Origin of the sequence: Amycolatopsis heterodermiae (assembly GCF_034929455.1) — a bacterium.
Classification (GTDB): Bacteria; Actinomycetota; Actinomycetes; order Mycobacteriales; family Pseudonocardiaceae; genus Amycolatopsis; species Amycolatopsis heterodermiae.
Window position 1 is genome coordinate 63,105 of record NZ_JAYFSI010000020.1, and the last position, 17,324, is coordinate 80,428.

The following is a 17,324-nucleotide window of genomic DNA, read 5'->3' on the forward strand; positions in this document are numbered from 1 at the left end:
CGGCGCTCCACCTCGAACCGATCACTCGCCCGAGAGCTGATCATGTAGGACACCTCGGCGCAGTACCGCTGCACCAGCTCCCAGAACGCGTCGACATCCCCCGCCCGGGCCTGCCGTTCCAACTCCGCATCGGTGCCGCCGCCGGCATGAGCGGGCGGGCGCAAGACCACCTTTCATGGAGCACGCACGTCCGTCACCGTCCCGGATCCGCAGGCACGGGATTCATATGGTGAAGGCGAGCCAGGGCCCTGCCCATCTGCATAGCCCGATTACGTCGACGATCGCCAGCACACGCAACACCGTCATCACCATGCGACGGCCCACTGACGTCGGATCGTGCTCCGGTCTGTTCATCGCATGCGAAGTTGGCTCAGCAGACGCGGGCGTACGGCACGCCACGCCAGATCGTGAAGTAGCGCGACACCGATCGGCAGCTGCTAGCGGGGATTGCCAGCGGCATCGACGCCTGCGTTACTGCGCCGGTCTGGGCCGACATTGTCACCGTCGCCCCGGCGGGGCCGCCCTGGGCGACGTTCCTCGCCAGCCGAGACTCGGCCATGACCGGCGCCAGCACCTCGCCGGTGGCAGTGTCGGTGGCGTCACCGGTGGTTGCGTCGATGAGGTAGTGGTGCCCGGACGGTGGTTCCGGTGCAGCCGGTACCGCCGCAGCCACCAGCACCGACACCCCAGCGGCGGCGACGGCCAATGAACCCCAGGTCGCTTTGCGCACGAACCCTCCCGAGCCTCGTACAATCTGCGTTCATGTTCGCGGCCCCGGAGTCGCCGCCGCGGCGACCGCTCGGCAAGCGTGGAACGAACATGATCAGGTGCGAACCTATCCGATCCGCCTTTCACTGACCGGGCGACATGCCGGAGGGCTCAGATAGCCGGCCCGGGTGCGGATGCGGTCGTGAAAGCCGCGTCCGCGCCCGGGCCGGGTCATGAGGGTGCTACTGGATCGACACCGAGGTGACGGTGACGGTGCCGGTGAAGGTGCCAGTCGAGCCCGGGCCGAGGACCGGGCTGAACGCGGTGCCGCCGCCGGAGAGGGTGTAGGCGACCGCGCCGGTGTAATTGCCGGTGGTGAACTGGTACGAACCCGGCGCGTTGGTGCCGGTGGTGCCCGAGTCGGCCCAGCACAGGTGCGCATACGGCACGCCGCGCCAGACCTTGAAGTAGATCGACGAGCTCGCGCAGGTGGTGGCGGGGATCGGCCGGATCGTCACCGTGGCCGGCGATGCCTCACTCACCTGGCCGGTTGCGCCCGACATGGTCAGCGTCGACCCGGCGGGGCCGCCCTGAGCGACTTTCCCGGTCAGCAGCGACTCCGCTGTGGCCGGCTTGAGGACCTCGCCGGTGGCGGTGTCGGTGGCCTCACCGGTGGCCAGGTCGATGAGGTAGTGGTGTCCCGTCGGCAGTGCCGGTACTGCCGAGGCGACGGGCGCCATCAATAGCGATATCCCGGCTCCGGCCGCTGCCAGGGCACCACAGATCGACTTTCGCATGATCCCTCCCGAGTCTGATGCGAAACATTTCCGGCCCGCGGTCGCGTCGCCGGGATTGCCACTGTGGCGACGATTCGGCCTGGCCGGAACAGACATGATCGAGAATCACTGCATCGGCCCAGGATGCCACCGCGCCCGCGAAGCACCGCGAAAAACAGACAATTGCCGGTGTCACAGCGCAGGTTGATACGTCGCTTTACCTGCATATTCTGAGCCTTTCATCGAGCTGGAATAGACAGGACAAAGTGCGGTTTTTCACGCCACTTTCGGTGATTGTTAGCGCGCAGAAGATCGACTTTGCGTGCCGTTGATCACCACCTTCCGGTGGCTGCTTGTCCGGTTCGTGCCGTGGTCGACTGTTCAGTTGGACGGTGAACAGTTCGCCGGATCTTCAGCGTCTTCGTGAGGGAGGAACGCGATGATGAGTGCACGTCACGCTGCGCTCGCCGCGATGACCGGCGCCGGTCTCGCGGCCCGGCTCTTAACCGACCCCGCCACTTCGGCCGCACAGCCCACCGGCCCGAGCGAATGGACCACGATCACCGACTCCGCCGGACAGCGACGGCGGGGACTCGCCGGCCCGGTCACGCAAGGACGACGGCTACCACCCGCCGCCGGATGTGCCGGTGCGGCGCAACCACGACGACGGCGCCTAACCTGACTTGGCTCAAGTTCGCTGATCTTGGGTAGGTGCTCTGGCTGTTGAGCTGCGGTTTCGTCGTGTGAACGGCGAAATCTGCGCACTAAGCGGCCCGTTCCAGGGGCCTGCCCATCGCTTCCCGGTTACGGCTTCAGCGACAAGCCGGCCACGCGGTCCTGCTTGTCGCGCACCACGCCGCAACCGAGCGGACCCTGCTGCACGGCCAGCGCAACCACTGTCCGCGCCTCGCCGACACCCCGCTGCTCGACACCGTCCGGCTCGCCCGCACGTGCATGCCGGAACTCGCCTCTCACAGCCTGGATCACCTGGCCCGGCACATGCAATTGCCGATCCCACCCGACCGGCATCGCGCGCTCGCCGATGTCCGCCTCACCCTCGCCGTCCTCCAACGCCTCCTGCAGCGAGGCAGGTGGTCCACGTTGATGGACTCGAGCGCACCGCTCTCATGTCGGCGAAGAAACCAGACTCGTGCGCCGCTGACCAGCCCGGCCTCTTCTGACCAGGAACGCCACGGAGCGTTTCTTCGCATAGTCCCGCGAGCTGTCCACAGGTTGCCCACAAGTCAACTCATCTGTGGATAAGTCGACTTGGTCCGATCGCCGTCAGCAGAGCCCACCTCGATCAGGCCGATCGGACAAGGCCGGACCGGCCGGCCCAGCAGCGGAAAGCCGCGGATCACGGCGGCCAACGCGGAGGTGTTCAGCATGGGATTCATTGTCAGCTCCGGGGCAGTAGCGCGGTGGCGGCTGCGCGGGCGAGGATGCCCTGGCTTACGGCGGAGAGGCCGAAGCGGTTCCAGCGGAAGATCACCACGTGGGTGAGGATGGCCCGCAGCCCCCGATCCAGGCGACCGGCTCCGGCATCCGCGCCGAGCCGATCGCCGCCGGCGTGCAACGCGGCGAGCCACGGCGCGTCGTACGCGACCGGCCCGCCCGGGGTGGACAGCTCGCTGCCGGCCAGGTCAGGGATCAACAGGAGCAGGCGAACGTTCTCGACCAGGTTGCCCAGGCGTTCGGTGTCGGCGTCGGCTGGTGCGGGTCGTAGCCGGGCGACCCGGTCGAACACGTCGCCGCACTCGAAGATGTCCGAATCGGCCGCGCGCATCAGCCGCTCAGCAGCAGGACAGACCGCTCCCGACGGCCGAGGCTGGGGACGTCGCGGCGCAAGGTAGTCCAGGACACCTGTGCTGTCGGCTCAGAACAGCTCGTGGACGGTGTCGATGCTGGCCGCCCCGCCGAAGGTGGCGGTCCGGCTCGTGCACCGTCGGCCACCAGCACGCGACGGCGCCGATACCGGTCAGCTCGTCGAGCACGCCGCCGACCGCTGCGGCGTCCGCGCCCAGCAGGCGTAACCGCCAGCACGGGTGCTTGCGCAGAAACTACCATCCGGCGACCGCTTCGTCGGCGCAGAGCCAATCGAGGGCAGGGCCGAGCGTTGTGGCTCCGATCGTCTCGGCGGCCGACCAGTCGGTGAACTGGATGCGGACCTGGTACCAGGCGTCGTCGGCGCGTCGTTCCACCGCAGCGAACCCGGCGGCCTGGTAAGTCCGCACAGCATCGTCGAGGTCAACCGGGCCGAGGGCGTGGCGAGCCGCAGCGTCCGCCGGGTCGACTCCAGCGAGGACCGTGCGCACCGCGGCGTTGAGGCCGGTGGGCAGCGGTGCAGTCATCCGGGCGTGGGGCACCCGGTCACCGAGCGGCGGACGCCGTCGGAGGCCAGGAGATCGTGGACACGCCGTGCATCTTGAACAGCACGGCGGTGTCCTTGCCGAACTCGGGCCGGTCGGAGCCGGCCGGCCAATAGGCGAAAGCGGGTTCGCGGTCGCGGGCCTGGCCGTCCCATGCCTGGATCTGCTCGACCAGCGCGGTGGCGGCGGCGACGCCGTGTACTCCATAGGCGCGCGCGCCGAACTCCGATCCGCCGCCGTCGGGAAGGGGCCGGACGGCTAGGTAGGCGAAGGAGTCGCCGTGCACCGCGCCGAAGGGGAACCAGCCCTTGCGTTCGGCGGCCAGGTCGGTGCCCTCGTCTGCGGCCAGCCTGCAGAAACCGGGCATGAACACGGCGAGCCACAGGTGCAGGTCGGCGAAGGACACGCCGTGTTTGATGGTGACGCCGGACCAGGCTTCGGTGCGCTCGGTTGTCAGCACCCCGTCCAGCAGTTGCAGCCCGGGCGGGACGCCGTCTTCGAAGCGGAGCTTGACGTGGTGGCCGTTGCGGTCGGGCAGCAGGAAGACCCGTTCGTCGCGTGCGCCTTCGCCCTGCATCGGGACGAACCCGGCCACCTCGGACGAGGTGCTCACCAGGTGGCCGCCTTCGCGGCGGAAGCCGATGACGCGGGTAACTCCGTTCATCCGCAACGGGACGACGATCGTGCCGCCCTCGGCCAGGTGCGCAAGCCACGCCGGTGCCAGGTCCCAGGCCCCGACCGTCACCAGGATCGCGTCGAAAGGTTCGTGCGGCCCCGGTAGCGGGTTCTCGGCGTCGGCCAGCACCACGTCGACCCGGTTGCCGTATCCGGCCTGGTCGAGCAGTTCGCGGGCGCGGTCGGTGACGTCCCGGTCAATGTCCACGCTGACCACGTGTCCGGCCGGGCCGACGATCTCGGCCAGCAGTGCGGCGTTAAAGCCGCCGGACCCGATCTCCAGCACGCTCATGCCCGCGGCGAGCCCGACCTGCTCGATCATCCGGGCCTGGATGTAGGCCGCGCTGGTGGAGGAGATGATCACGCCGTCCGGGTCGCGTTTGATCGCAACCGAGTTGTCGACGTTGTAGGTGTCCTCCAGCGGAGTGCCCTCGGCGACGAACAGATGCCGGGGCACCGTGCGGAACGCCCGCTCCACCTCCGCCGAGGTGATTATCTTGTTGGCGAGAAGTGTGTCCGCCAAAGTGTCGCGGTGCTTGGCGGCGCTGGCGTCGTTATGTCGGAGTGTTTTCACGTGATTACCTTTTCAGGGAGCTGACGGTTTGCGAAGTTGCGTGTCTCGTTGGACCAGGGGCAGTGCCGCGTCGGGCCACGGCGCGGCCCCTGTTCAGGAGGCCCCCAGCACTCCGATGGTCGACCGGCCGGCGGCAGCCGCGTGCCTGCCGGCGCGGCCGTCGGGAAGGCCGTCGGCGGCGATCAGGTGCTGGTGGGCAATGCTCCACGCCGAGCGGGGATGGCGGCGAGACCGCCGCCGACCTGAACACTGCGGGCAACGGCCGAGTCTGTCCGGATGGTGCGCGGTCAGGAGGCTCCGCCACGCCCGGCCAAGCGGGTGATCTCGGCGTCGGCGAGGGCGGCCCTGGAAGGCTCGTCACCCACGCTGGCGAGCCGGTCGAGATAGTCCAGCCGCTCGAACACCGCGCTCTGCAGGGCTGAGCCGAGAACTTCATCTACGGTCGGTCGCCGATGGACTTCACTCGGTGACGATGTCGTCGGTCGGCCTATCCCAGCAGCCTGAGTGCGTCCTTCGCGCGCGAAGGACGCACTCAGGCTGCCACGTGAACCCGCGCGGCCAGATCGCGGATTCCGGGGACGGCCACGCGGCTCTGATTCAGCAGCGCGTTGACGATGTTTCGCACGGCCGCGCGAGTGCGCACCTCACCGGGTGCGCGGCGTTCGGCGAGCAGCAACGTGTTGTACGCCGGTCCGGGCTGACCAAGCTGCAGCTGCACGGCAGCCAGATCAACCAAGTAGCGCCCCTCCCGCTCGACGTCCGGGAACCTCACCCCTCGAGCCATGCGAGCGTGCTGCAGCGCAGCCTCCGGCTCACCGAGCAACTGCTCTACCGAGACCCGATGACTCAGCAAGTTCGCCTGGGCCCGCGCGGCGTCGGCGCCGTCGAGCCGGTCCGCGGTTGCAGCAGCGGCCGCCAGCAGGTCATGGGCCCGGCCGCCGTCGCCGGCCCGAGCCGCAGAATAGCCGCCGGTGCACAACAGGTTGGAGTGCAGGAGCAGATGGCGCGGATCCCGGCCGTCAAGCGCCAGCCTGCCGGCGGCCTGCAGGACGAGGGTCTCGGCCCGGTCGTGGTCGCCGGCTCGGCGGCATACCCCGGAGAGCATCCGTTCTGCCTCGGCCAGCACGAGCGGTTGGCCGGCCTCGCCCCCCGCCCGCACGGCACGATCGGCGCTGATCCACTCCAGACCACCGGGCCTCAGCTTCACCAACGCCCGGGTGACCAGCGTGTAGGCCTGCGCCTTCGCCCCGGCGTCCTGCGTGACCTCAGCAGCTCGGACCAACTCCGGCAGCACGGCGGCGAGCGTGAGGAAGTCGGACTTGCCGAAGGACACGCGGGCCGCCGCGAGCGCGCGGGTCAGCTGCGCCGCGGGGAGTTCCGGACCTGCGGCCGCCGGGGCGCCCACCAGGACGTCCGACAGCCGGGCCGTCAGTACGACGGCCGGATCGGGCAACGCAGATGGTGCCCCTGGGGCGGCCTCAGCGACCGAGGCGCCGCTGACGGCGGCGCCCATGGCCACGCCACCTGCTTTCAAGAAGCTTCGTCGGCGCACGTCGTCCTCCTCCAGGGCGGGCTTGCCGACCACCCTAGAAGCCTTCGGGTCGAGATGCCCCAGCGCCACGCTTTCGTGGTCCTCGAGTCCGAACGCCGCCGCGGGAAGCTGCAGGACGCCGGCCAGGCGCCGCAGGGTGTCCACGTTGTCCATCCGACGATGGCCCGCCTCCATACGCGAGATCACGCTCGGGTGGAACCCGAGTCGGTGGGCGAGTTCGGTCTGGCTCAGCTCGGCCCGGTCGCGGGCGTAGCGCAGGACCGCGGGGTGGTCGCGGCGCTCGATCGCGCCGAGCAGGAGCGAGGACATGGTCGGGAGCATCGGGCGTCCCTCCACCGCCGGAAACGATGACTAACCCAGGGTAGCGGTTCGGTGACCCTGTCAAGAGCACTGTGCCAATCCAGCACAGCCATGCCGAGCTGGCACAGCACACCGCCCCTCCGGCCTCCACATTCCTAGATTGGACCAGGGCGCGATGACGCGCCGATTCCGGAAGGGAATGGGATGGATTCACGAATCGAGCCGCTGCCGATCTCTGGAGCATGGCGAATATCGCCAACGGTCTTCGCTGACGATCGTGGAAGCCTGCACGAGCCGTTCCACAGCGGGCAATTCGAGGCGGCTACCGGCATTGACTTGGTCGTGCGGCAAGCGACCTGCTCGATTTCGCAGCGCGCCGTCCTGCGCGGCATCCGCGTGTCTGCGGAGGCCAGGTCGGCGAAGTACGTGACGTGCACCGCGGGTGTGGTGCTCGACGTTGTTGTTGACGTGCGAGTCGGCTCGGAGACCTTCGGTCGCTGGCACGCCGAACGCCTCGACCACGAGACCCGAACTGCGCTCTACCTCCCGTCCGGGCTAGGACACGCCTTCCTGGCCTTGTCGGACACGGCGACGTTGCTGTATCTGCTATCTCGCCCGCACCAGGACAAGAACGAACGCACCATCAACGCACTCGACCCTGACCTCGCGATCACCTGGCCGCCCGACATCACGCCCCTGCGATCGGCACGCGATGCCGCCGCCCCCGGGCTAATCGAGGCCCGTCAGGCTCAGATGCTGCCCACCTTTGCAACCCATTCCGCCCTGCACCGCGACACATTCGCGCGCCGCGGCTGACGCCACCGATTTCTCGTCATCCGATTCACCGAAAGGGATCACGATGCACACCGTTTTCGTTACCGGCGGCGCCGGATTCATCGGCTCGCACCTGGTCGACCGGCTCGCCAGCTGCGACGACGTCGAACACGTCACCGTGCTCGACGCGCTGACCTACGCAGGTGACCGCCGCAACCTCGCCGCCGAAGCCACCGGCAAGGTCCGGTTCATCCACGGCGACATCCGCGACCACGACACCGTCTCCGCTGTGCTTCCCGGCCACGACTGGGTCGTGCACCTGGCCGCCGAATCCCACGTCGACCGCTCCCTGATCGACGTCGGCCAGTCGGTCCGCACCAACGTCATGGGCACCCAGGCGCTGCTCGACGTCGCGATGCGCGCCGGCGTGGCCAAGGTGGTCCACGTGTCCACCGATGAGGTCTACGGCCCCCTGTCCACCGGCGCCGCCGCCGAGGACGCACCGCTGCGCCCGACCGTGCCGTACGCGGCGAGCAAAGCCTGCAGTGACCTGCTCGCCCGTTCCTACTTCGTCTCCTGCGGGGTCCCGGTGTGCATCACCCGCAGCTCGAACAACTACGGGCCTCGCCAGCACCCGGAGAAGCTGATCCCGCGGTTCCTCGGCCTGCTGCTGGCCGGGCAGCAGGTGACCGTGCACGGCCGCGGGCGGCACGTCCGCAACTGGCTGCACGTCGAGGACAACTGCCGGGCTATCGAGCAGGTCCTGCGCGCCGGTGTGCCGGGCGAGATCTACAACATCGGCGGCGGCACCGACCTGACGACCCTCGAGCTGACCAAGCTGCTGCTGCAGGCCACCGGCCGCGGCGCCGACGCGATCACCTACATCCCGGACCGGCCGACCAACGACATCCGCTACAGCATGACCTGGGACAAGCTCGCCGCCCTCGGCTTCGCACCCACCCGGGAGCTGGAAGCCGGCCTTGCCGACACGGTCGCCTGGTACCGCAGGCACCCCGAACGCCTGGCAGCCACCGCTGCGGCCGAGCTGGACGGAGTGCCCGCGTGAGCATCGTGTCCAGCCCCAGCGGGCCCGGCGCCAACGCCCGCCCATATCTGCACGGCACCGAGCTCGCCGCCATCGGCCGGGTCCTGGAGACCGGCCAGTACGGGCACGGACCGGAGACCGACGCCTTCGAACTCGAGCTCGCCGCCTACCTGGGCGTCGACGACGTCGTCGCCGTCGCCACCGGCACCGCGGCATTGCACCTGGCGCTGCTGGCCGCCGGCGTCGGCCACGGCGACGAGGTCGTCGTGCCGTCGCTGACCTTCTGTGCCTCCGTCCAGGCCATCCTCGCCACCGGCGCCCGCCCGCGCTTCGCCGACATCGACCCCGGCACCCTGTGCGTCACCCCCGCCCACATCGAAGCCGCCCTCACCCCGGAGACCCGCGCGGTCATGCCGGTGCTCTACGGCGGCCGCGCCGTCGACCTCGGCCTGGTCAGCGACCAGCTCGCCGACCGCGATATCGCCGTGGTCGAGGACGCCGCCCACGCTTTCGGGTCGCTGACCGCGGGACGTCGCGTCGGCGCTGCTGGAGAGCTGACGTGCTTCAGCTTCGACGCCATCAAAGCCCTCACCTGCGGCGACGGTGGAGCGATCGTCCCGCGCACCCCAGCCGACGCTGACTGGCTGCGCGGAGCCCGGCTGCTGGGGATGACCGCCGCACGGGAGCAGCGGGTCCGCACGGTCTCCTACCAGGTTGTCGCGCCCGGGTTCCGGTATCACCTCTCGACGCTGCACGCCGCGATCGGCCGCGTCCAGCTCGCCAACTTCGACAAGGTCGCAGCCCGCCGCCAGTATCTCTGGCGCCGCTACGCGACCGCCCTCACCGACATCCCGCGCGTCAGCGTGATCGACCTCGACGTGGCCAACACCGTGCCGTTCAACTGCGTCGTCCGCATCCCCGCGCCGGTGCGCGACGCCGTGCACGCACGGCTGCACGCCGCCGGGATCCAGGCCGGGGTGCACTACCCGCCCAACCACCTGCAGCCCGCGTTCGCCCGCTGGTCTGCGTCGCTGCCCGCCACCGAGAGCGTGGCTGCGGAAATCCTGAGCCTGCCGTTCCACCCCGACCTGACCGACGCCGACGTCGACCACGTCGCCGCCAGCCTCTCCGCCGCCATCGCCGACGAGCACGCCGCACTTGACCGCAGCGACGCCGTCACGGCCGGACCGCGGGGAGGACGCTGATGCGCCGCGTAGCCGTACTTGGGAAAGGCACGCTCGCGGTCCACGCCTGCGAGATCCTCGCCGAACTGCCTGGGATCGTCCTCGACACCGTCATCCCGACCACGCCCGAACCCGGCTGGGACATCAGCCTCACCGACACCGTCACCACCCGCTGGCCCGACGTGCGCGTCCTCGGTTCCGGCGACTGGCGCGACCTCGAACCGGGCCGGTGCGACCTCGTCCTCAGTGTCCTCTACGACAAGATCATCGGCCCGGAGCTGATCGACGCCACCCCGCAGATCATCAACTGCCACCCCGGCCGCCTGCCGCAGTACCGCGGGGTCCGGCCGGTCAACTGGGCGCTGCGCAACGGCGACGACCTGGCCGGCATCACCTTGCACGTCATCGACGACGGCGTCGACTCCGGGCCGATCCTGGCCGAAGCGCTGTTCTCCATCTGGCCGGAGGTCGACGAGGTCCGCGACGTGTGGTGGCGCGCCATCGCCCACGGCCGCCAGCTCCTCACCGACGCCCTTCCCCTACTCGACCAGATCGTGCCCCGGCCGCAGGACCCGGCCCTCGCGGTCACGCACTACAGCCGCGACAACCATCAGCTCGGCGATCGCGCCGACTGGACCCGCGCGCAGTCCACCTTCCCCGCCGCGTGACCGCGCACGTTGCGTCGGCGGCCGCGGCACGAGGTCAGCGGCCGCCGGCTTTGGCCAGGTCGACAACGACGTCGACGAGGCGTTCCCCGGCGTCCGGGCGCCCCTGCTCGCGCGCGCTGTCCGCCATCTCCTGCCGCCGCGCGGGGTCGGCCAGCAGCGGTTCGAGAGCGTTCTGCAGCGCCGCCGCTGTCACGTCGCTCAGCAGCGCGCTGGCTGCGCCCGACTCGGCGAGATGCCGCGCGTTGTGGGCCTGCTCGCCCCCGGCCGAGGACGCCAGCGGGATCAGCACCGAGGGCAGCCCCAGCGCGGTCAGCTCGGCGATGGTGCCTGCGCCGCTGCGCGAGATCACGACGTCGGCCAGCGCGAACACGTCCGGCAACTCCGGCCCCACGAACCCGATCGGCACGTACCGTCCCGCCGCGTCGACGGGCAACCGTTCGGCGGCCGCCTGCATCTGCGTGACCGTGCCCGGGCCGCACTGGTGAATCACGTTGGCCTGCTCCAGCAGCCACGGCAGGACGTCGCCGACCAGGCGGTTGATCTGGGTTGCGCCCTGCGCGCCTCCGGTCACGTAGACCGTCGGCCGGGCTCGGTCGAATCCCGTGAGGGCGAGCGCGTCGAGGGCCTTCTCTGCGTGGCCGGCCAGGACCTCCGGCCGGACCGGGTTGCCGGTGACCACTGCGCGTTTGCGCGCCCGCTCCGGCAACAGCGGCACCGTCGATGCCGAGGACACCGCCATCACCGACGCGACCCGGGCCAGCAACCGGTTGGCCAGCCCCAGCCGCACCGTCTGCTCGTGCACCACCAGCGGCCGCCGGCACGCCCACGCCGCGAGGCTCACCGGCACCGACACGTACCCGCCGGTCGCGAGCACCACGTCAGGCCGGAACGCGCGCACCGCGCGGACGGCCTGGACGACACCGAGTGGCACTTTGCCCAGGTCTTTCAGGTTGGTCCACGACAGCATCTTCACCGGGTTCTTCGCGCGCCGGATCTTGCCGGCCGCTACTGCAGCGAACGAGATGCCCTCGCGCTCGGCCGTGCGCGCCTCAAGTCCTGCGGCTGTACCGACCCAGCGAACCTCCGGCCGCTGATCAGTCATGAAACGGTGTTCCAGGGTACGGATTGCTGTCAGGGCCGGGTAGGTGTGCCCGCCCGTGCCACCTCCGGTGACCAGCAGCCGTACCGACCGCGTGCCACGACCGTTGCTGCCACTTCCAGCATCCACGCGGGTTGCCCTTCAATCCTTGAACAGCGCGACCGATACGCGACGTCCTGAATAGCCAGAAATCCTGCCATGAGGCTGCTGAGAAGTCGCAGCCAGGGCAGTGCTCAAACTTCCTTTGGGCCTGCGTTGTTCTGTTCAGAACTGCGAGATGATCGAAGTAGCTGATCGACGATTGTGTCGATATACGACGGATATTCGCGTCTGCATCACGGGAGGAGTTCGGCGAATAGGGCCGCCACCCGGGCCGGGCAGCTTCGCTCAGCGGCGTAATTACCTGAGCGGGCTACGTCAATCCCTTGCCAGTTATGGCAAAGCGCTCTCGTTCACAACTTGCGCTGCGCGCTGCGTGGCATAGGCTGCCCGTGCCTTCCTGCCCGGTCGATCTTGGCCCGGACGGACGCGCCTTCCGGGTGGTGCTGTGCCTCCAGGATCGCGGCCGCCTCGGCCCACGCCGCCATCGCTTCTGCGGTCGCCCCGAGCAGGTCGTGCACGTCGCCGAGCTGATTCAGCGCTTGGGCCGCCCAGTACCGCACGCCCAGTTCGCGGTCGAGCGTCAACGCCAGCTCGAACCACTCGAGCGCGCGCTGGTATTCGCCGAGCCGGCGGTGGGCTGACCCCAAAGTCATGGCGGCGAAGGCGGTTCCGTCGGGATGGTCGACGCGGCGATACAGCGCGAGAGCGCGCTCGGCGAGCCGGACGGCCTCGGCGGGCGAGTCGAGCCAGGTCAGCTGCCGCGCCAGGCCCGCGAGTGCGTCGGCGTGGCGCAGGGGGTTCGGCCGGTCCGCGACGAGCGCCCACACGCGCTGGACGTAGGGCAGCGCCTCGGCGTACCGCTCCTGCAGCTCGAACAGGGTCGTGTAGGCCATCAGCAGGCTGACCCGCCCGTCGTGCCCGGCGCCTTCGGCCAGCTCGCCGGCGCCGTCGAGCAGGGCCTGCGCTTCCTCGTACCGTTCGAGCCGGATCAGGGCGCGGGCGAGGCCGAGCGACGCGGTCAGCCGGGAGCCGTCGTCGGTGGCCGCGGCGAGCGCGGCGCGGTGCACGGCGGCGCGTTCGTGGCGTTGCCCGGTGCGGTTGAGGAAGCTGGTGATCGTCCAGGCGAGCCGCCCGGCCCGGTCGGTGAAACCGGCGCGCCCGGCGAACTCCAGCACTGCGAGGACGGTCGCGTTCTCCTCGGCCAGCCACGCCATGGCGTCGTGGTAGCCGGACAGGTGGGGCACCGGTTCCGCGGACGGGCGGGGGCGGATCACGCCCTCCCGGCACGGGAGGATGTACCGGTCCGCCACCGAGACGGCGGTGACGTAGTAGTCGATGACGCGGGCCTTGACCGCGTCGAGGTCGGGCTCGTCGGTTTCGGCGCACTCGCGGGCGTAGACGCGAAGCAGGTCGTGGAAGCCGTAGCGGCCGGGCAGGTGCTCCTCGACCAGGTGCGCGGCGGTGAGCTCGGTGAGCAGCGGACCCACCCGGTCGTTGCCGAGCAGCGCCGCGCAGGCGAGCGCGTCGATGTCGGGCCCAGGGTGCACGCCGAGCAGCCGGAACAGCCGCGCGGCCTGCGGCGAGAGCACGCGCACGGACCAGGACGCGACCGCTCGGAAGCTCAGGTCGGGCCCGCCGAGGTCGAGGGTGTCGAGCCGGGCCCGCTCGTCACGCAGCTGGCCGGCCAGCCTGCCCAGCGGCAGCGCGGGCTGGTTCGCGGCACGCGCCGCCACGATGCTTAGCGCGAGTGGGAGCCGGGCGCACAGCTCGACGAGGTCCGCGACGGCGTCGGGCTCGGCGGCCATCCGGTCGGCCGCGATGTGGCACCCGAGCACGCGCACCGCGTCGTCCTTCGGCAGCAGGTCCAGGTTGAGCCGGTGCGCGCCTTCGTGGACGACCAGGCTGTCCAGCCGGTCGCGGCTGGTCACCAGCACCAGGCAGGTCGGCGAGTTCGGCAGGAGCGGGCGGACCTGGCTGGCGGAGCGGGCGTTGTCCAGCAGCACCAGGACGCGCCGGTCTGCGAGCAGGCTCCGGTAGCGCGCCGAGCGCCCGTCGAGGTCGCCCGGCATCGCCGACGGCGCGACGCCTAGCGCCTCCAGGAACCCGTGCAGCACCTGGGCCGGGTCCAGTTCTGCGCGGTGGTCGAAGCCGCGCAGGTCCACGTGCAGTTGGCCGTCGGGGAACCGGTGGCGGACCGCGTTCGCCCAGCGGGTCGCGAGCGTCGTCTTGCCGATGCCGGCGGTGCCCGCGATGGCCGTGATCACGACCGTCGGAGCGTCGTCGTGCGCGACGATCGACGTCAGGAGGTCCAGTTCCGCCGCGCGGCCGACGAAGTGCCGGTTCCCCGGCGGGAGCTGCCGGGGCGCGGCGGACGTCGACGGCGGTGCGGTGGCCTGGCCGTCCCACACGCGCACCCACGCCGTCGTCTCGGTTTCCTTGACCACGGCCTGCACCGGCCGGTATGCGTCGGCCTCGCCCGGCTCGCCGTTGCGCACCACCTCTTCGAAGATCCAGGAGGAGACGATCAGCCCCAGCTCGCCGCCCGAGCGTGCGAAGATCGACCGGAAGGCGGGCGACTCCACCAGCCGGAACGTGTGGTTGACGGCCGTGCCCACCACGCCGTGGTCGTCGTAGACCACTTCGCCGGCGTGCAGCGCCATCCGCAGCCTGACGCGCCGTGCGGCACTGCTGCGTTCGTTGTACCGCCGCAGTTCGGCGATCAGGTTTCCGGGCAGGGACTGCACGAAGACGCTCTTCGGCACGGTCGGCGGGATGACGACGAGGACGCCGTCACCGCTGTTGGCCCGGTCGCACCCGGCCCACACCACCGCGGCCGCTGCGAACGCCGCTTCGAGCGCCGCGTACAGCCCGGCCCGCACGGCGACCCGGTCGAGGTCGGACCGCGCCGGGGAGCCGTACCGCTCGACGTCGACGACGAGGATGGTGCGGTGTACCGCCGGCATGGTGGCCCCGTCCCCTGCGCTCGCAGTTCCGTCAGTCCAGCATCGCGACGACCCGGTCCCGGTCGGCGAGGTCCCGGATCCGCCCGGCCGCCCGCCGGAGGTGGACCAGCAGGTCCGGGCGCGAGCGGCCGGCCCGCTCGGCGAGGTCGAGCACGTACCGCCAGCCCGCGTCGAACCGGCCGACCGCCATCATCCAGGCCACCTGCTGGGCGAGCTCCTCGTCGTCCCCGGCGTCCGCGACGACCGCGCGGGCGGCCAGGTATTCGCCGTAGGTGTCCTGGACGACGGCGTACAGCGGCTCGCCGTCGGGCGCCGCGCCGGATTCGTAGATCGCGCCGATCGTATCGCTCAGATCGTCGAGGAGTTCGGTGTGGAAGTGTGTCGGGACGCGAAGTGCCACTGTCTCGAGCAACTGCGGCCGGGGCACGCCGGCGGTGCGTTCCGCGTCGGACTTCATCCACGCGGCGAGGAAGCACGCCGCTTCGATCAGCAGGTGTCTCGGCAAGCTGGACCGGGTGATTCCGCGGCTGCGGTCGCGTTCGCCGATCGTCAGCTCGAAGGTCGCCTCGTGCAGGTCCAGCTCGTTCTCATACCAGCGCCCCCAGCCGGCGAAATGCGTGAGGGCCCAGGTCAGGAGCAGCGGATTGGCCGCCCACGCAGCCGATGACGGCTCCGGGGCGAACGCGGAGGTGTCCGGCAGGCCTGCGGACTCGAGCCAGGTCTTCGTGAAGGTCCGGATCTCGTCCTCGGTGAACGCGGCGACGTCGTACGGGCTGAAGCCCTCGATCCCGTCCTGGCCCAGCTTGTCGTCGGGCCTGCTGGTCACCAGCATGGCGACCGCCGGGTGCTTCGCGCAGAACCGCTCGATCGCGCCGACGGCCCGGGTGCGGGCCGGGCGGGGCAGCTCGTCGAGGCTGTCGAGGACGAGGATCGTCCCGAATTCCTTGAGCAGCCGCTTGAGCACGGCCCGGGGGAACCGGAGGGCGAACCGCTGGCCGACCGACGTGGCGACCAAGTCCACGAGGTCGTCCTGGCCGCGGTAGTGCCGCATCGGCACCGAGAGCGCCAACTGGGCGGGTTGCCCGGTGGCCAGTTCGAAGCAGATCCGTTCGGCCAGCGTGGTCTTCCCCGAACCGGCGCCGCCGAACACGAGGACGCGTGCGCCGGGGGTGAGCCGGTCGCGCCAGCTCACTGCCGCGGCGTCCCGGGTCAGGCGTTGCGGGATGTAGGGCTGCGCGTGCGGGGGAATGAAGGCGAAGCTTTCCTGCCAGCGGCGTCGTAACAGCCGGCGAGTCGACCCGGCGGCGGCGCGGTAGCCGGTGACGAACTCGGCCAGGACGTGGCCGGCGAGCCGCTGCTCGGCGTCGGTCGTGTCACTCGGATCGTCGGCCTTGGCCTTGTCGCGGGCGAAGAGCGCGATCAGGTCGTGGTAGCGGAACCAGGTGCCGTCGGCGGTTTCGGCGAGCTGGGCGTCGGCCAGTTCGTAGGCGGCTTTCTCGACCGTGGCGCGGTCCTGGGCCAGCAGCGCGGTGAGGTCGGTGATCGAGAATTCGGGCGTCAGGCTGAGGCCCGCTCGCCGGAACGCGAGCTGCGCCGGCGCGGACAGCGCCTGGTAGCTGAGTTCGAAGGCGCTCCGGACGTCGAGGTCGGCTTCGGAAAGCGCGGACAGCCGGGTGCGTTCGTCGGTCAGGGACTCGGCCAGCCGGTCGTAGGTGAGGTAGGGCCGCTTCCGGGCGATCGCGCCGGCGATCCTGATGGCCAGGGGCAGCCCGCCGCAGAGGCCGGCCAGCTCGGCGGCCGCCGGTTCGCTGCCGGGCGGCCGGCCGGCGACCGTGTCCAGGAGCGCGACGGACTCCGCCGCGCCGAGCAGCCCGACGCGCTGCAGGTGCGCGCCGGCCAGCGTGGTCAACGGTTTCCGGCTCGTGGCGATCACCGTCGCCCATTCGTTGCTGGGGATCAGTGCGCGGACCTGAGCCGCGTCCTGGACGTTGTCCAGCAGGATCAGGCACCGCCCGAACCTGGTGGACGTCAGGAACCGGGCGCGGAGTTCGTTCGGCGAATCGAAGGGACCGGGCTCCTGCGGCATGAGCGCGGCGACGAACTGCGCGACGGCGGCGTGCGGCTCCGCATCGGGAGCCGTACTGAAGTCGAAGTAGAGCTCGAAGTCGAACCGGTTCGACTGCCGGTGCGCCAGGTGCACGGCCAGCGCTGATTTGCCGACCCCCGGCGGGCCGAATAGGTTGATGACGAGCGCCGCGGGTCGCTGGGGCCGGACGTCCTCGAGCTCGGCGACGAGGTCCTCCCGTCCGGTGAAGTCCGGGATGTCGGCGGGCAGCTGGTGGGTGATCGTGGGCAGCGGGAGCCGTCCGTCGACGATGCCGGGGGTGAAGTTGTCCGCAGCGATGTGGGCCTGCGATGCGCGCCCGGCGGCGCGTGGCGGGAAGTCGGCCATCGGAGTCAGCGGGTGATCCCGCCGCGCGGACGCGGTACCGCGGTGGCCGAGCCCAGGGTCACGGGATCCATGACTACTGGTCG

At 70.5% G+C, this 17,324-nt stretch carries 16 protein-coding genes; 6 read left to right on the plus strand and 10 right to left on the minus strand.

Going from position 1 to position 17,324, the window contains the following annotated elements; translation table 11 throughout:
- Positions 1–370: 370 nt before the first annotated feature.
- A complete protein-coding gene (locus VA596_RS47155) occupies positions 371–730 on the minus strand; it encodes a hypothetical protein (protein ID WP_323336959.1) in 360 nt (119 codons plus the stop codon).
- A gap of 220 nt (positions 731–950) precedes the next feature.
- Positions 951–1,448 carry a hypothetical protein gene (locus VA596_RS47160; protein WP_323336961.1) on the minus strand — a complete coding sequence of 166 codons (498 nt, stop codon included), beginning with the start codon at positions 1,446–1,448 and terminating at the stop codon, positions 951–953.
- A 957-nt stretch (positions 1,449–2,405) separates the two neighbouring features.
- On the opposite strand from VA596_RS47160, the gene VA596_RS50780 reads away from it, so the two are divergent.
- A complete protein-coding gene (locus tag VA596_RS50780) occupies positions 2,406–2,747 on the plus strand; it encodes an exonuclease domain-containing protein (RefSeq protein ID WP_410171996.1) in 342 nt (113 codons plus the stop codon).
- On the opposite strand, the gene VA596_RS47170 is transcribed toward VA596_RS50780, so the two are convergent.
- Together VA596_RS47170 and VA596_RS47175 are read right to left on the minus strand one after the other, a co-directional pair.
- Positions 2,729–2,872, minus strand: a complete 144-nt coding sequence (locus tag VA596_RS47170) for a hypothetical protein (protein WP_323336965.1) — start codon at positions 2,870–2,872, stop codon at positions 2,729–2,731. The genes VA596_RS50780 and VA596_RS47170 overlap by 19 nt on opposite strands.
- An 11-nt stretch (positions 2,873–2,883) precedes the next feature.
- Entirely contained in the window at positions 2,884–3,342 is a 459-nt protein-coding gene (locus VA596_RS47175) for a thiopeptide-type bacteriocin biosynthesis protein (protein ID WP_323337098.1), read from the minus strand.
- 7 nt (positions 3,343–3,349) lie between these two features.
- Between VA596_RS47175 and VA596_RS47180 the strand changes: the two genes are divergently transcribed.
- Entirely contained in the window at positions 3,350–3,517 is a 168-nt protein-coding gene (locus VA596_RS47180) for a hypothetical protein (protein ID WP_323336967.1), read from the plus strand.
- 27 nt (positions 3,518–3,544) lie between these two features.
- Here VA596_RS47180 and VA596_RS47185 read toward each other — a convergent pair whose 3' ends face one another.
- From VA596_RS47185 to VA596_RS47195, 3 genes are all read right to left on the minus strand, one after another.
- Entirely contained in the window at positions 3,545–3,835 is a 291-nt protein-coding gene (locus VA596_RS47185) for a hypothetical protein (RefSeq protein WP_323336969.1), read from the minus strand.
- Between the two features lie 19 nt (positions 3,836–3,854).
- A complete protein-coding gene (gene fxlM, locus VA596_RS47190; protein WP_323336971.1) occupies positions 3,855–5,102 on the minus strand; it encodes a methyltransferase, FxLD system in 1,248 nt (415 codons plus the stop codon).
- Positions 5,103–5,634: 532 nt separating this feature from the next.
- Complete coding sequence (locus VA596_RS47195) at positions 5,635–6,963, minus strand: helix-turn-helix domain-containing protein (RefSeq protein ID WP_323336973.1); 1,329 nt, start codon at positions 6,961–6,963, stop codon at positions 5,635–5,637.
- Positions 6,964–7,158: 195 nt separating this feature from the next.
- Here VA596_RS47195 and VA596_RS47200 point away from each other — a divergent pair, with 195 nt between their 5' ends.
- The 4 genes from VA596_RS47200 to VA596_RS47215 are packed head-to-tail and all read left to right on the plus strand — an operon-like array spanning position 7,159 to position 10,625.
- The gene (locus VA596_RS47200) at positions 7,159–7,770 is read left to right on the plus strand and encodes a dTDP-4-dehydrorhamnose 3,5-epimerase family protein (protein WP_323336975.1); all 612 of its coding nucleotides are present in this window, start codon (positions 7,159–7,161) and stop codon (positions 7,768–7,770) included.
- 43 nt (positions 7,771–7,813) lie between these two features.
- Entirely contained in the window at positions 7,814–8,794 is a 981-nt protein-coding gene (locus tag VA596_RS47205; protein ID WP_323336977.1) for a dTDP-glucose 4,6-dehydratase, read from the plus strand.
- A complete protein-coding gene (locus VA596_RS47210; protein ID WP_323336978.1) occupies positions 8,791–9,978 on the plus strand; it encodes a DegT/DnrJ/EryC1/StrS family aminotransferase in 1,188 nt (395 codons plus the stop codon). The genes VA596_RS47205 and VA596_RS47210 overlap by 4 nt, the downstream gene beginning before the upstream one ends.
- Positions 9,978–10,625, plus strand: a complete 648-nt coding sequence (locus tag VA596_RS47215) for a formyltransferase family protein (RefSeq protein ID WP_323336980.1) — start codon at positions 9,978–9,980, stop codon at positions 10,623–10,625. The genes VA596_RS47210 and VA596_RS47215 overlap by 1 nt, the downstream gene beginning before the upstream one ends.
- 34 nt (positions 10,626–10,659) lie before the next feature.
- Here VA596_RS47215 and VA596_RS47220 read toward each other — a convergent pair whose 3' ends face one another.
- From VA596_RS47220 to VA596_RS47230, 3 genes are all read right to left on the minus strand, one after another.
- Positions 10,660–11,853 (minus strand): UDP-N-acetylglucosamine--N-acetylmuramyl-(pentapeptide) pyrophosphoryl-undecaprenol N-acetylglucosamine transferase, encoded by a 1,194-nt coding sequence (locus VA596_RS47220; RefSeq protein WP_323336982.1) that lies wholly within the window; start codon positions 11,851–11,853, stop codon positions 10,660–10,662.
- Positions 11,854–12,176: 323 nt separating this feature from the next.
- Positions 12,177–14,789 (minus strand): ATP-binding protein, encoded by a 2,613-nt coding sequence (locus VA596_RS47225; RefSeq protein ID WP_323336984.1) that lies wholly within the window; start codon positions 14,787–14,789, stop codon positions 12,177–12,179.
- A gap of 31 nt (positions 14,790–14,820) precedes the next feature.
- The gene (locus tag VA596_RS47230) at positions 14,821–17,241 is read right to left on the minus strand and encodes an NACHT domain-containing protein (protein WP_323336986.1); all 2,421 of its coding nucleotides are present in this window, start codon (positions 17,239–17,241) and stop codon (positions 14,821–14,823) included.
- Between the last annotated feature and the right edge of the window lie 83 nt (positions 17,242–17,324).

Bases quoted from the DNA above. Each gene is read 5' to 3' on its own strand.
- VA596_RS47160 (WP_323336961.1), bottom strand. From the start codon at position 1,448: ATGGCGCCCGTCGCCTCGGCAGTACCGGCACTGCCGACGGGACACCAC.
- VA596_RS47170 (WP_323336965.1), bottom strand. From the start codon at position 2,872: ATGCTGAACACCTCCGCGTTGGCCGCCGTGATCCGCGGCTTTCCGCTG.
- VA596_RS47185 (WP_323336969.1), bottom strand. From the start codon at position 3,835: ATGACTGCACCGCTGCCCACCGGCCTCAACGCCGCGGTGCGCACGGTC.
- VA596_RS47195 (WP_323336973.1), bottom strand. From the start codon at position 6,963: ATGTCCTCGCTCCTGCTCGGCGCGATCGAGCGCCGCGACCACCCCGCG.
- VA596_RS47200 (WP_323336975.1), top strand. From the start codon at position 7,159: ATGGATTCACGAATCGAGCCGCTGCCGATCTCTGGAGCATGGCGAATA.
- VA596_RS47205 (WP_323336977.1), top strand. From the start codon at position 7,814: ATGCACACCGTTTTCGTTACCGGCGGCGCCGGATTCATCGGCTCGCAC.
- VA596_RS47215 (WP_323336980.1), top strand. From the start codon at position 9,978: ATGCGCCGCGTAGCCGTACTTGGGAAAGGCACGCTCGCGGTCCACGCC.
- VA596_RS47225 (WP_323336984.1), bottom strand. From the start codon at position 14,789: ATGCCGGCGGTACACCGCACCATCCTCGTCGTCGACGTCGAGCGGTAC.
- VA596_RS47230 (WP_323336986.1), bottom strand. From the start codon at position 17,241: ATGGCCGACTTCCCGCCACGCGCCGCCGGGCGCGCATCGCAGGCCCAC.